Below are 13,891 nucleotides of genomic sequence, written 5' to 3' on the forward strand. Positions count from 1 at the left end.
GCCGGCGCCTGTCCCCGGGTGTTCTTCCCCACTACACCGTCTCGGGAGCCACCCGGAACGACCCACCACCGGCCCGCCGCACCGCACTTCGGTCGTCCGGCTGTCGAAAGCCCGAGTCGGGGGATCGGCCCATGCCCGCGACACTGTCGCCACCGTGTCGGACCAACCGCCGCGGCCGCGGCGGACGATACCCGTTGATGCTCGCGCTGGTCGCGGGGCTCGGGTTGCAAGGCCAGGGGGCGAGCGGGCCGGCCGACCCCGCCTCCAAGGTCGGCCCGGCCGCGCCCCTCTTCGCACAACACTGCCAGGCGTGCCACACCGGCGACAAGGCGAAGGGCCAGTTCCGCCTCGACAGCCTCACGTCGGACTTCAGCGACAAGGCCAACCGCGAGCGCTGGGCCGCGGTACTGGAGCAGGTCGAGTCCGGGGCCATGCCGCCGAAAGGGAAGGCCCGCCCGGCGGAGAAGGATGTCGCCGCGCTGGTCGGGTGGGTCAACGGGCGGGCCTCGGCGGCGCAGGCGGTGCAGGGGCGCGTCCCGCTGCGCCGGCTCAATCGCGCCGAGTACCAGAACACCGTCCGCGACCTGCTCGGCGTGGACCTCGACCTGACCGACCTGCTCCCCCCGGACGCGGCCGCGAACGGGTTCGACAACGCCGCCGAGGCGCTGCACGTCTCGTCGTTCCTGATGGAGCAGTACCTCGAAGCCGCCGACAAGGTGCTCGACGCCGCGGTGGCCAACGGGCCGCGGCCGTGGCTGCTGAAGAAGCGCTACGACATCAAGGACGAGAAGTCGGTGCGGCCCACCGGCAGCGTCTACCGACACCTGGAGGACTCGGTCGCCATCTTCGGCTCGTGGGTGTCAGCGAACATCCAGGTCACCCTGTGGAACTTCCGCACGCACTTCCGCGGCAACTACCGCGTCCGCATCTCGGCCTACGCCTTCCAGACGGACAAGCCCGTCACCTTCCACGTGACCGCCGGCACACTCACGGCCGTGACCGAGGAGCGGATCGTCGGCTACCACGACGTGCCGCCCGGCCGGCCGACGGTGATCGAGTTCGTCGAGAAGCTGGAGGCGAAGAACTGCATGCGGCTCGTCGTGGACGGGCTCGGCGTGACGCCGCCGGTGATCGAGAAGGTGGGGGCGGACAAGTACACCGGGCCGGGCCTGGCCGTGCAGTGGGTGGAAGTCGAGGGGCCGCTGCACGACACCTGGCCGCCCGCGAGTCACCGCCGGCTGTTCGGCGACCTGAAGCAGGCGCCGGCCCCGACGCCGGAGGACAAGAACCGCCTGGAGGTCGCGTCGACGCAACCGCTGGCCGACGCCGAGCGCCTCCTCCGCGGCTTCCTCCCGCGGGCCTTCCGCCGGCCGGTGACCGACGACGAGGTGAAGCCGTTCCTGGCCCGCGTGAAGGCCAAGCTGGACGCGGGCTTCTCGTTCGAGCAGGCGATGCGCGTCGGGTACAAGGCCGCGCTCGTCTCGCCGCACTTCCTGTTCCTGCGCGAGAAGCCCGGCCGGCTGGACGACTTCGCCCTTGCCAGCCGGCTGTCGTACTTCCTGTGGAGTTCCATGCCCGACGAGGAACTCCTCACCCTCGCCGCGGCCGGGAAGCTGACCGACGCCGGCACGCTGCGCACTCAGGTCGAGCGGATGCTGAGGGACCGGAAGGCGGCCGCGTTCACCGAGAACTTCGCCGGCCAGTGGCTCGACCTCCGCAAGATCGACGACACCGCCCCCGACCCGGCGCTCTACCCGGAGTACGACGACATCCTCAAGACGGCGATGGTGAAGGAGGCGCAGCTGTTCTTCGACGAGGTGCTCAAGAACGACCTGCCCCTGACGACGTTCGTGGCCTCCGACTTCACGCTGCTCAACGGCCGGCTGGCGCGGCACTACCGCATCCCCGGCGTGACCGGCCAGGAGTTCCGGCGCGTGGCGCTGCCGCCGGGGAGCCACCGCGGCGGCGTCCTCACGATGGCGGCCGTGATGAAGGTGACGGCCAACGGCACCACCACGTCGCCGGTCCAGCGCGGGTCGTGGGTACTCGATCGCATCCTCGGCACGCCGCCGCCGAAGCCGACGGTGGACGTGGAGGCCGTCGAGCCGGACATTCGCGGCGCGACGACGATCCGCGAGCAGCTGGCGAAGCACCGGGCGCGGGCCGAGTGCGCCGGCTGTCACGCGAAGATCGACCCGCCGGGGTTCGCGCTGGAGAGCTTCGACGTGATCGGCGGCTGGCGCGACTACTACCGGAGCGTCGGAGCCGGCGGCCCGGCGGTCGTGGACGGCCGCACCATGCGGTACAAGAAGGGTCCAGACGTGAACCCGGCCGACGCGCTGCCGGACGGGGCGCGGTTCAAGGACGTGGACGAGTTCCGGCAACTCCTGCTGCGCGACCGTGACCAGCTCGCCCGCGCGATGACCCAACGGCTGCTGACCTACGCCACCGGCGGCGCGCCCACGTCGGCCGACCGGCCGGAGGTCGAGGGGATCGTCGCCCGGGTCCGCGAGAAGAACTACAGCTTCCGGGCGCTCGTCCACGAGGTGGTGCAGAGCCGGCTGTTCCAGAGTAAGTGAGTCCTGACGACCGAGGTACTCCCGTGACCCTCCACCGTCGCACGCTCCTCCGCGCCGCCGGCGTGTCGCTGGCGCTCCCGTGCCTCGACGCCCTCGCGCGCGGCGACGACCGGGCCGCGCAGCCGCGGCGCCGCATGGTCTGCGTCTGCACGCCGCTCGGGCTCCACCCGCCGTACTTCTTCCCGGAGAAGGACGGCGCGGACTACGAGCTGACCCCCTACCTCGACGTGCTCAAGGATTTCCGCCGCGACATCACCGTGGTGTCCGGGCTGGCGCACGCGGGGCAGAGCCCGGGGTTCGCCCACCAGGCTTCCGCCAGCTTCCTGACCGGCGCGCAGAACGCCGGGCGCCCCGGGTTCCGGAACTCGATCTCGCTCGACCAGTACGCCGCCGAGCACATCGGCGGGCGGACGCGGTTCCCGAGCCTGGCCCTGTCGGGCGAAGGCGCCGGCCTGTCGTGGACGCGCACCGGCGCGCTGGTGCCCGCGGCCACGTCGCCGGCGCGGGTGTTCGCCCGGCTGTTCCTCGACGGCCGGCCCGAGGAGGTTCGCGCGCAGGTCGCCCGCCTCGCGGACGGCCGCAGCATCCTCGACGACGTGGGCGGGCAGGCCGCGGCGCTGCGGTCGGGCCTCGGCGCCGGCGACCGCGACCGGCTCGACGAGTACATGACCAGCGTCCGCGACCTGGAGCGGCGGCTGGCGCGCGACGAGACGTGGGCCCGGACGCCCAAGCCGAAGGTGAGCGCCGAGCCGCCGCGGGACATCCCCAACGCCGCGGACCTGCTCGGCCGCACGCGGCTGCTGTTCGACCTCACCCACCTGGCGCTCCAGACCGACTCGACGCGGCTGGTCACGATCATGCTGGGCGGCTCGACCTACGTCCCGCCGATCCCGGGGGTGACGCTCGGCCACCACGACCTGTCCCACCACGGCCGCGACCCGGGGAAGTTAGAGCAGCTCAAGACAGTGGAGAGCGAGACGATGAAGGTCGTCCGCGACCTGCTCGCCAAGCTCAAGCAGACGCGGGAGGACGGGGCGACGCTCCTCGACCGCACGACGGTCTTCCTCGGCAGCAACCTGGGCGACGGCAGCAGCCACTCGGTGCGGAACCTGCCGGTCCTCCTCGCCGGCGGCGGGTTCCGGCACGGCAAGCACCTGCGGTTCAACCCCGAGAACCCGCCGCCGCTGTGCAACCTGTTCGTCAGCATGTTGCAGCGGCTGGGGGTCGAAACGGACCGGTTCAGCTCCGGCACGAGCACGCTCACCGGCCTCGACCCGGTCGGCTGAAACGGGGGACGCCATGAGCCGTCGGTTCGCCGCCCTGCTCCCGCTGCTCGCGCTGTCGGCGGCCTCCTCCTCCGCGGAGGTGATCTGGCGCGGCGACTTCGAGACGGGCGACACGTCGCAGTGGAAGGCCGCCCCCAAGGCCGGCGTCACGGTCGTCCGCGACCCCGTGCGCGAGGGGAAGTACGCGGTGCGGATCGACGGGACCGACGCGGCGCGGAAGGGGAAGCTCGACCGCATCGAGTTCCAGCACCAGCCCGCGCCGCCCGGCACGGCCGAGGGGGCGGAGCGGTACTTCGGCTGGAGCGTGTACCTGCCGAAACGGCTCACCGACGCCACCCACTCGCTCGCGTACTTCGAGACGCGGAACACCTGGAGCCAGCTGATGGCGTTCGAGGTGAAGGGCGAGGACGTCCTGTTCACGACCCGCGTGCCGTACGCCCGCCACTGGTCCGGCAGGGGAAAAATGACGGCGGGCCGGTGGCACGACTTCGCCGTCCACGTCCTGTGGTCGCGCGACCCCGGGAAGGGGTTCGTCGAGGTGTGGTTCGACGGGGAGCAGGTCGTGCCACGCACGAAGACGGCGACGCTCCGCGACGAAAACGCGGCCTTCCTCCAACTCGGCTTACTCCGCGAGACGAGCGCCGTGCCCGAGACGATCGTGATCGACCACGTGACCGAGGCGACCACGCTGGACGACGTGACGCCCCGCCGACCCCGCCCCGCCTCACCCTGACGCGGCGGGGCCGGACACGACCGGGAACACCACGACCGACTCGGAGGAGCCCCCATGCGTCGGCCCGTTCTCCTCGCCCTCGCCGCCGCCCTCGTCCCCGCCGCGGCCGCCGCGCAGCCGCCCGCGCTCAAGGTCGGCGTCGCCAAGGCGGACATCACCCCGGCGCACCCGATCCGCCTGAACGGGTTCGGCAGCCGGCGCGCCGAGTCGGACGGCGTGTACCAGAAGCTGTGGGCGCGGGGGCTCGCCGTCCACGACGGCACGGCGCCGGTCGTCCTCCTTACCGTGGACGTGCTCGGCATCCCCGCCGACGTCCACGACGAACTCGCCCGCCGGCTGGCGAAGAAGGCCGGGCTGCCGAAGGAGCGGCTGTCCGTCACCGCCACCCACACGCACACCGGGCCGATGCTCACCGGCGCGAACCCCACGCTGTTCGGCGTCCCCATCCCGAACGCGCACCAGGCGAACATCGACAAGTACACGCCTGTGTTCCTCGACAAGCTCGAAGAAGCCGCGCTCGCGGCGCTGGCCGACCTGAAGCCCGGCCGCCTGGAGTGGGGCGTCGGCTCGGCGACGTTCGCGATGAACCGTCGCACCCGCGGCGGGCCGACCGACCACGACCTTCCGGTGCTCGTTGTCCGCGACGCGGCCGGGGCCGTGCGCGCCGTTTACCTCGGCTACGCCTGCCACGCCGTCACCCTGTCGCACAACCGCCTCGGCGGCGACTGGCCGGGGTACGCCGCGGCGGCGGTCGAGGACGACCACCCCGGCGCCGTCGCGCTCGTCGCCGTCGGCTGCGGGGCCGACCAGAACCCGACCTCCGGCGTGACCGGCGAGAACCTCGAAGCGGCGCGCGTGCAGGGCCGCGAGATCGCCGCCGAGGTCCGCCGCCTCCTCACCGCGCCGCTGACGCGCGTGAGCGGCCCGATCACCGCGCGCGTGGCGACGCTCGACCTGCCGCTCGCCGCGCTCCCTACCCGCGCGGAGTGGGAGGAGAAGGCGAAGCGCGCCGACGCCGTCGGCCACCACGCTCGCGTGAACCTGGCCCGCCTCGACCGCGGGGAGAAACTGCCGACTTCCGTCCCGTACCCGGTCCAGACGTGGGCCTTCGCCGATGGGCTGGCGATGGTTCACCTCCCGGGCGAGGTGGTGGTCGACTATTCGCGCAGGCTCAAGGGCGAACTCGACGGCCGCCGCCTGTGGGTGACCGCCTACGCGAACCACGCCCCGTGCTACATCCCGAGCGAGCGCGTGCTGAAGGAGGGCGGCTACGAGGGCGGCGGGGCGATGATCTACTACGACCAGCCGGTGCCGTTCCGGCCGGGCCTCGAAGACCGCATCGTCGGCGCCGTGACGGAGCAGCTGAAGGCGTTCGCGGCGAAGGTCGATCCCGCGAAGAACGGCGGGTCGCGGCCGCTGTCGCCGCACCAGTCGCTCGCCCGCATCCACGCCGCGGCCGGGCTGAAGGTCGAACTCGCCGCCGCCGAGCCGCTCGTCGCCGACCCGGTGGCCGTGGCCTTCGGGCCGGACGGGAAGGTGTGGGTGGCCGAGATGGCCGACTACCCGACCGGCCGCACCGACGGCAAGTTCGACCCCGGCGGCCGCGTCGTCGTTCTGGAAGACCGCGACCGCGACGGCGTGCTCGACACCTCGACCGTGTTCCTCGACAACCTCCCCTTCCCGACCGGGCTGCTGCCGTGGCGCGGCGGCGTGCTGGTGTGCGCCGCCCCGGACATCCTCTTCGCCGCGGACACGACCGGCGACGGCAAGGCGGACGTGGTGACGAAGCTGTACTCGGGCTTCGGCACGCAGAACTACCAGGCCCGGGTGAACAGCTTGCAGTACGGCCTCGACGGCTGGGTCCACGGCTCGTGCGGCCTGTTCGGCGGCGCGATCGTGAGCCACAAGACGGGGAAGACCCACGCCCTCGGCGACCGCGACTTCCGCATCAAGCCCGACACCGGCGAGCTGGAGCCGGCGACCGGCCGGACGCAGCAGGGCCGCGTCCGCGACGACGCCGGCAACTGGTTCGGCTGCGACAACAGCACGCTCCTGAAGCACTACACCCTCGCCGACCACGAGTTGGCGCGGAACCCGGCTGTGGCGTACCCGAGCGGCACCGCGGTGCTGGTCGGCGGCGACCGGCTGTTCCCGCTCGCCGCCGGCACGCGCTACGCCCTGTCCGGCCCGCCGAACTCGGTCACCGCCGCGTGCGGGCTCGGCGTCTACCGCGACGACCTGCTCGGCGGCAATTTCACCGGCAACGCCTTCACCTGCGAGCCGGTGAACCTCCTCGTCCACCGCCGCGTGCTGACGCCGGCCGGCGCCAACTTCACGGCGGCGCGGGCCCCCGAGGACGCGGCCGGCGAGTTCCTGGCGTCGTCCGACCCGTGGTTCCGCCCGGTCCACGCCACGACCGGCCCCGACGGCGCGCTGTGGGTCGCCGACATGTACCGGTTCCTGATCGAGCACCCGAAGTTCCTGCCCGACGCGGAGCGCGCGAAGGTCGACCCGCGCGCCGGGGCCGGGCTCGGCCGCCTCTACCGCGTGCGGCCCGAAGCCGGCCCGCTCGGCCCGTGGGTGCGCGTCCGCGAGCTGGCCACGCCGGCTCTCGTGGCGGCGCTCGACAGCCCGAACGGCGTCCAGCGCGACGGCGCAATGATGGAGCTGATCTGGAACGCCGACCCGGCGGCGGTCGCGCCGCTCGAAGCGCTGCTGGCGACGGGATCGCGCCCGCTCGCTCGATTGCACGCGCTCTGCACCCTCGACGCGCTCGGGAAGCTCTCACCCGCCGCGCTCGCGGGGGCACTCGCCGACGCCGACCCGACAGTCCGCCGCCACGCGGCCCGCGCGGCCGAGTCGCGCCTGGCCGACCCCGCGATCGCCGCGGCCGTGGCGAATCTGGCTGCCGACCCCGACGTGCCGGTGCGGGTGCAGGCGGCGTATTCCCTCGGCGTATGGCGCGACGCGAAGGCCGGCGCGGTGCTGGCGCGGCTCGCGCTCGACGCGAAGGGCGACCCGTACCTGACGGCCGCGGCGGTGAGCAGTCTGACGGCCGATAACTTGCCGTCGTTTGCCGCCGCGCTGTTCGCTGCCGCCGGGCCAGACGGGCCGCCCCCGCCGCTCGTCCGCGACCTGTTCGCCACCGCCGCCGCTGCCGGCGACGGGGCCGCGCTGCCGGGCCTGCTCGACGCCGCGACGAAGTCCGCCGACGGGACGTACCGGACGTGGCAGCTCACCGCAGCGACCGGCGCGCTCGACGCCCTCGCCCGCCGCGGTCGGTCGTGGGAGAAGCTGCCGGAGCCGACGCGGGCGGCGCTCGCCCCGCTGGTCGCGTCGGCCCGTGTCACGATCGACGCGCCCGCTTCAACGGAGGCCGAGCTTCTCGCCGCCGCCCCGCTCCTCGGCCGCGACCCGGCGGCGCGCCGCGACGACCTCGCCCGCCTCGCGGCGCAGCTGGCCGCGACACGCCCCGCCGCCGTACAGCAGGCCGCGCTCGCCGCCCTCGCCCGCCAGACGGACGACGCCGTTCCCGCCGCCCTCGTCGCCGCCTGGCCCGGGGCGACGCCCACCCTCCGCGGCCGCCTTCTCGACACGCTCCTCGGCCGCCCGGCGTGGGCGCCGGCGCTCCTCGACGCCGTCGAGAAGGGAACGATTCCCGCCGGCCTGATCGACGCCGGCCGCCGCCAGCGGCTCGCCGGCCACCCCGACGCGGCGGTGCGGGAGCGCGCGGCGAAGCGGTTCGCGGGCGCGTCCGACCCGGACCGGGCGAAGGTGGTCGAGGCCGCGCGCCCGGCGCTCGCGCTGGCCGGCGACCGCGACCGCGGCAAGGCCGTGTTCGCCCGCGCCTGCGCCGCCTGTCACGCGCTCGGCGGCGTCGGCAGCGCCGTCGGCCCGGACCTCGCCGCGCTGGCGAACAAGAGCCCGCTCTACCTCCTGACCGAAATTCTCGACCCCAACCGGAACGTCGATTCGCGGTTCGTGGAGTACCGCGCCGAGACGGCCGACGGTCGAACCGTCGCGGGGCTCCTCGCGGCCGAGACGGCGGCGGCGGTCACGCTCCGCGGCCAGCAGGGGAAGGACGACACGATCCTGCGTGCCGACCTCGTCGCGCTCCGCGGCACGGCCAAGTCGCTGATGCCCGAGGGGCTCGAAAAGGACCTGCCGCCGCGCGACCTCGCCGACCTGCTCGCCTACCTCACGACCACCGACGCGCCGCCGAAGCGGCTTGCCGGCAACACTCCGGCGGAGGTGACGGTCCGCGACGGGTCGGCGGCGCTGCGGACGAGTGCGGCGTTCGTGTACGGCGGGGCGATCACGTTCGAGGCGGAGTTCGGCAACCTCGGCTACTGGCACGGCGAGGCCGACCACGCCGTGTGGCACGTCCGCAACCCCGCCGCGTCCGCGTTCGACGTGTACCTCGACTACGCCTGCGCGCCCGACTCCGCCGGCAACGCCCTTGTGCTCGACGCCGGCGACGCGGTGCTCCGCGGCAAGGTCGCGTCCACCGGCGGGTGGGCCCGCTACCGCACGGTGAAGCTCGGCACGCTGAACCTTCCGGCCGGCGCCGCCCGCGTCACCGTCCGCCCCGACGGCCCCGTCCGCGGCGCGCTGCTCGACCTGCGGACGGTCTACCTCGTGCCGCCGGGGCAAACCCCGGTCGCGGGGAAGGCCGCTTCCCCCGCGGACGAGCTGCGGGCGCTCACCGCCGACCTGAAGGCCGGCGACGCGGCCGAGGAGTACCGCCGCATCCCGCGCGTCTTCACCGTGACGCTCGCCGCCGGCAAGGCGAACGACGCCGCAACCCTGCGCGCCCTCCTCGACGCGGCGCTGCCGAAGGTGGGCGACCCGCTCCGCGACTGGCAGGCGGTCGCGCTCGGCGGTGGTGTGGTGAACGGCCTGAGTCAGGTGGGCGTGTGGCCCGCGGCGCGCGTCGCCGAGCTGACGAAGGACGACGCCGCGCTCGCGGCCCGCTGGAAGGCGGTGCTGCCGCGGGCGCACGCGATGGCCGACGACGAGAAGTTGCCGCCCGGCACCCGCTACGACGCCCTCCGCCTCGTCGCCCTCGACGGCTGGGACGCCGCCCGCCCGCGCCTCACGAAGTATTTGGCGAAGGCGGCGCACGCCGAGTTGCAGATGGGCGCGGTGAGCGGCCTCGCGGACGTGAACCACGCCGACGTTGGTCCGCTGCTGGTGAAGGCGCTCCCGGACCTGACCGCCGGGAACCGCGCCCTCGCGGTGGCCGCGCTGCTGCGGACGACCGACCGCGCGGCCGCGCTGCTGTCGGGCGTGGAGGCGGGGTCGGTGCCGGCGGCGTGGCTCACGGTGGCGCAGAAGGAAGCGTTGCGGCGGCACCCGGACGAGGCGGTCCGCACCCGGGCGGTGCGGGCGCTCGGCCCGTGACCCGAATCGCTCACGCGGATGTCAGCGCGCGCTCCCGCCCCCGAGCCGACAGCCCGCGCTCACGTTTTCCCCAGAACGAGATCGACGACCCAGCACCCGCGGACGTGCGGCCCCGGCCCGCGGCAGTGGGCGAGCACGGCGCCGTCGGCGCAGCCGGCGTCCTCCAGCGCGTCGGCCAGCACCGGCAGGCGGTCGAAGGCGCGGTCCTCGTAGGCGCCGCGGGCGAGGCCGACGACGGCCTCGGTCCGCCACGCGGGGTCGAGCGCGACGGGGTGAAATGGGTTGCCGAAGATGTCGCGGAGAAGGCGAACCTGCTCAGCGGTTTCGGTGCTTCGTGCTCGGGCGCTATCGACAGGAATCCTGGCCAGTTCGGACGCGACAGTCAGACACGCAGGCTCTGACCGGGTCAACCAATGCGCGGCAGTAGCGATCCGAACCATTCTGCCCTGACTACCCTGCTTAGACAGCCACTCATTCCTGGCTGACCAAGCAGTCTCGCAAACAAGGTCAAGATCGCCAATCCGGTCCTCGTCATCGGCGAACGCTTCAGCGACGTCGCCCGCCGTGCGACACCTCTCGTCGGTGACGTACTTCCATTTCCGCCGGTAGCACGCACAGGCCAACAGCCGGCCTTTCCGACTGCTGAGCTGTCCGCGCAGGAAGTAAAGCATCCGGCCGAGGTCGTCACTCGCCAGCCACTCGGCTTCGGTCACGGTCGGCGCCCCCGGTCAGATGCCGTAGACCCGCACGGCGTTGTCGTGGAACAGCTTCCGCTGCTGGTCCGCCAGCCGGTCCGCGACGATCGCCTTCAGCGCCCCCGCCCAGTCGGAATACTTCTCGACGCCGAGCAGGCACACCGGCCAGTCGCCGCCGAACATCACCCGGTCGGGGCCGAACACTTCGAGCGTGTGGTTCACGATCGGCGCCAGGTCGTCCAGCGTCCACTTCCCGCGGGCCGGGGCCGACGCGATGAACCCGCTCACCTTCCCCACCACGTTCTTCCGCTTCCCCATCTCGGCCATGTCGCGCCGCCACCGGTCGCGCTCGGCCATCGTGTGCGTCAGCTTGCCGTTGCCGCAGTGGTCCAGGATGAACCGCGTGTTCGGGCACTGGTCCACCAGCTTGATGTGGTCGGGCAACTCCTCCGGCCGCACGCACAGGTCGAAGCTCAGCCCCAGCTCGCCCAGCAGCTTGATGCCGGCCACGAACTTCTCGTCGAGGAAGTACGCCGCGTTCACGCCGGCGACGTGCAGCACCTGGCGGATCCCCTTCACGTAGCGGTGGCCGCGGAACTGGCGGGCGTAGGCGGCGAACCCGTCGGCGTTCGGCCGGCCGCTGACGACCGCGGCGCACGTCGGCGTGTTGCGGGCCTCGCACAGCGCGACGATGAAGTCGGCCTCCTGCTGCTGCTGCTCGGGCACCACGTCCACCTCCATGTACACCGCCTTCACGACGCCGACGCCGCGGGTGGCCTCGGCGTACTGCGGCGACAGGAAGTTGTGGCCGAGAATCTTCCCCTCGGGCGTGGCGGGGTTGAACCACGCGAGCTTGAACCGCTGCAAGTCCCACAGGTGCTGGTGGGTGTCGACGATCGGGAAGGCGGGTGCGGGGGTCACGGGTTGGCGCTCCGGCTGGGCGAGGACGGGGGAGGCGGTGGCGGCCGCGGAGGCGGCCAGGAAGTCGCGGCGGTTCATACGAGTCCCCGGGGTGAGGTGCGGGCGATTGTAGCACCGCCGCCGCGGACCCGCCATAAACTGACGCGATGATCACCAAGCGCGTTCTCGTCACCGGCTCCGCCGGGCGCGTCGGCCGGGCCGCCGTCCGCGAGCTGGCCGCCCGCGGGCACCACGTCGTCGGCTTCGACCTCCGCCCGACCCCCGGCATTCCTGCGGCGCAGTCCGTCGTCGGGCCGCTCGGCGAGGTCGAGGCGCTGCGGAAGGCCGCGGCCGGCGTCGATTGCATCATCCACCTCGCCGCCACGCCCGACGACGCCCGCTACCCCCGCGGCGCAGCCCCAGACGACGGCGATAACTTCCTGTCGGAGCTCGTGCCGAACAACGTGATCGCCCCCTATCAGATCATGGAGACGTGCCGCGTTCTGAACATCCCGCGCGTCGTGCTCGCCAGCACGGGGCAGGTCATCGGCGGGCACCTGATCGAGGGGACCACGCCGGTCACGGCGGCGCACCCGTACAAGCCGCGCTACCTGTACGCGGCGACGAAGGTGTTCCTCGAAGCGCTCGGCCAGGTGTACGCGAAGGAGCACGGCATGCAGGTGCTGGCCGTGCGGCTGGGGTGGTGCCCGCGCGACCCGGGGCAGGTCGCCGAGATCGCCGCGTCGGAGCTGTTCCAGGACGTGTTCTTCAGCCCCGGCGACGCCGGCCGCTTCTTCGCCGCGGCAGTCGAGGCCGCGAACCTGCCGGACTACGCGGTCGTCCATGCGACCAGCCGGCACCTCCACGCCCCGCGGTACGACCTGAGCGACGCCGGGCGCCTGCTCGGGTGGCAGCCGCGCGAGAGCTGGCCGACGGGGGCGTCGGAGTTCGCGTGACGCGAAGGAAAAAGCAGTTTAGTCAGGATAACAGGATGAACGGGATGCCGAACCGGGCTGATGATCTCGGTGCGGCATCCCGTTCATCCTGTTATCCTGTCTAAACTCCGGTGCGTCCGACCCACCAGCCGCCTGAGGGCGGTCGGCTCGCAGGGCCGTAAACTACACCCATGACGCAGCCCGACCTCCCGCCGCCGCCGGCCTGGTACCGCGAGCCCGTCGCCATCGGCGGCATCCCGATGGCGTCGCGGTTCAACCTCGCCCCGCTCGCCGGGTACACCAACCTGCCGTTCCGCCTGTCCGTCCGCGAGATCGGCGGCGTCGGCCTCTGCACCAGCGACCTCGTCAACGCCCGCGCCATCCTCGAAGGCCTGAAGAAGACTCAGGAACTGCTCGCCACCGCGCCCGCGGAGCGGCCGCTGTTCGTGCAAATCTTCGGCAGCAACGCCGACGAGATGGGCCGCGCCGCGGCGTGGCTCGTGGCCCACGAAAAGGCCGACGGCGTCGACATCAACATGGGCTGCCCGGTCCGCAAGGTCGTGAAGACCGGCGGCGGATCCAGCATGTTGTGCGACACCTCCGGCGCCACCGTCGCGCTGGTGCGCCGCGTCGTGGAGGCGGTGACGGTGCCGGTGACGGTGAAGATGCGGCTCGGCTGGGACGACGACCAACTCACGGCGCCGTTCTTTGCCCGCGAGTTCGAGCAGGCCGGCGTGGCAGCGCTCACCATCCACGGCCGGACGCGCGAGCAGGGGTTTAGCGGCGGCGTCAACCACGACGGCATCCGGCGCGTGGTGGAGGCGGTGCAGCGCATCCCGGTGTACGGCAACGGCGACGTGCGGAGCGTGGCCGACGCGGCGCGGATGATCGACGAGACGGGGTGTCACGGCATCGCGCTGGGCCGCGGGGCGCTGGCGAACCCGTGGGTGTTCCGCCAGTTCGACCGCTGGGTGCGGACCGGCGACCCCGGCCCCCGGGCGACGTACCACGAGCGGCTCGACTTCATGCGGCTCCACCTGCGCCGGCTGATCGACTGGCGCGGCGGCGAGAAGTACGGGTGCGTGCAGTTCCGCAAGGTGGCGACGTGGTACACGAAGGCGCTGCGGATGCCGAAGCGCACGCAGGCGGCGCTGGTGATGCTGGAGAACCTGGCGCAGTTCGAGGAGCTGGTGGCGCCGTTCGCGGCAGAGCCGCCGCCGGGGTGGAGCGAGTACGACGCGCAGCAGGCGCACGTCGCGGTGCCGGCCGGCCCCATCAGCCACTGGTGACGCGGCACATGACGAAGGACGAATGACGAATGACGACACCGGTTCTCGTCCTTCGTCATTCGTCCTTCGTC

General features: G+C 72.9%; 8 protein-coding genes. 6 read left to right on the forward strand and 2 right to left on the reverse strand.

The annotated features are described in order from the left end of the window. Window positions 1–197 precede the first annotated feature (197 nt). The 4 genes from ETAA1_RS03595 to ETAA1_RS03610 are packed head-to-tail and all read left to right on the forward strand — an operon-like array spanning window position 198 to window position 10,001. The gene (locus ETAA1_RS03595; RefSeq protein WP_202920639.1) at window positions 198–2,579 is read left to right on the forward strand and encodes a DUF1592 domain-containing protein; all 2,382 of its coding nucleotides are present in this window, start codon (window positions 198–200) and stop codon (window positions 2,577–2,579) included. A 23-nt stretch (window positions 2,580–2,602) separates the two neighbouring features. Further along, window positions 2,603–3,865 carry a DUF1552 domain-containing protein gene (locus ETAA1_RS03600; protein ID WP_145234384.1) on the forward strand — a complete coding sequence of 421 codons (1,263 nt, stop codon included), beginning with the start codon at window positions 2,603–2,605 and terminating at the stop codon, window positions 3,863–3,865. 13 nt (window positions 3,866–3,878) lie between these two features. Next, window positions 3,879–4,598: a polysaccharide lyase gene (locus ETAA1_RS03605; RefSeq protein WP_145234385.1), complete on the forward strand. Its 720-nt coding sequence runs from the start codon at window positions 3,879–3,881 to the stop codon at window positions 4,596–4,598. Between the two features lie 54 nt (window positions 4,599–4,652). Further along, on the forward strand, window positions 4,653–10,001 hold the full coding sequence (locus ETAA1_RS03610; RefSeq protein WP_145234386.1) for a neutral/alkaline non-lysosomal ceramidase N-terminal domain-containing protein: 5,349 nt from the start codon (window positions 4,653–4,655) through the stop codon (window positions 9,999–10,001). 59 nt (window positions 10,002–10,060) lie between these two features. Here the strand turns inward: ETAA1_RS03610 and ETAA1_RS32685 are convergent, their stop codons facing one another. Both ETAA1_RS32685 and ETAA1_RS03620 read right to left on the reverse strand, forming a co-directional pair. Next, on the reverse strand, window positions 10,061–10,714 hold the full coding sequence (locus ETAA1_RS32685) for a hypothetical protein (RefSeq protein ID WP_238389363.1): 654 nt from the start codon (window positions 10,712–10,714) through the stop codon (window positions 10,061–10,063). A gap of 15 nt (window positions 10,715–10,729) precedes the next feature. After that, window positions 10,730–11,695, reverse strand: a complete 966-nt coding sequence (locus ETAA1_RS03620) for an amidohydrolase family protein (RefSeq protein ID WP_145234388.1) — start codon at window positions 11,693–11,695, stop codon at window positions 10,730–10,732. A gap of 68 nt (window positions 11,696–11,763) precedes the next feature. Here ETAA1_RS03620 and ETAA1_RS03625 point away from each other — a divergent pair, with 68 nt between their 5' ends. Then, complete coding sequence (locus tag ETAA1_RS03625) at window positions 11,764–12,552, forward strand: NAD-dependent epimerase/dehydratase family protein (RefSeq protein ID WP_145234390.1); 789 nt, start codon at window positions 11,764–11,766, stop codon at window positions 12,550–12,552. Window positions 12,553–12,722: 170 nt separating this feature from the next. Then, window positions 12,723–13,820 carry a tRNA dihydrouridine synthase DusB gene (dusB, locus tag ETAA1_RS03630; protein ID WP_238389364.1) on the forward strand — a complete coding sequence of 366 codons (1,098 nt, stop codon included), beginning with the start codon at window positions 12,723–12,725 and terminating at the stop codon, window positions 13,818–13,820. Window positions 13,821–13,891 lie beyond the last annotated feature (71 nt).

The sequence above is a fragment of the Urbifossiella limnaea genome (assembly GCF_007747215.1).
In the GTDB taxonomy this organism is placed as follows: Bacteria; Planctomycetota; Planctomycetia; order Gemmatales; family Gemmataceae; genus Urbifossiella; species Urbifossiella limnaea.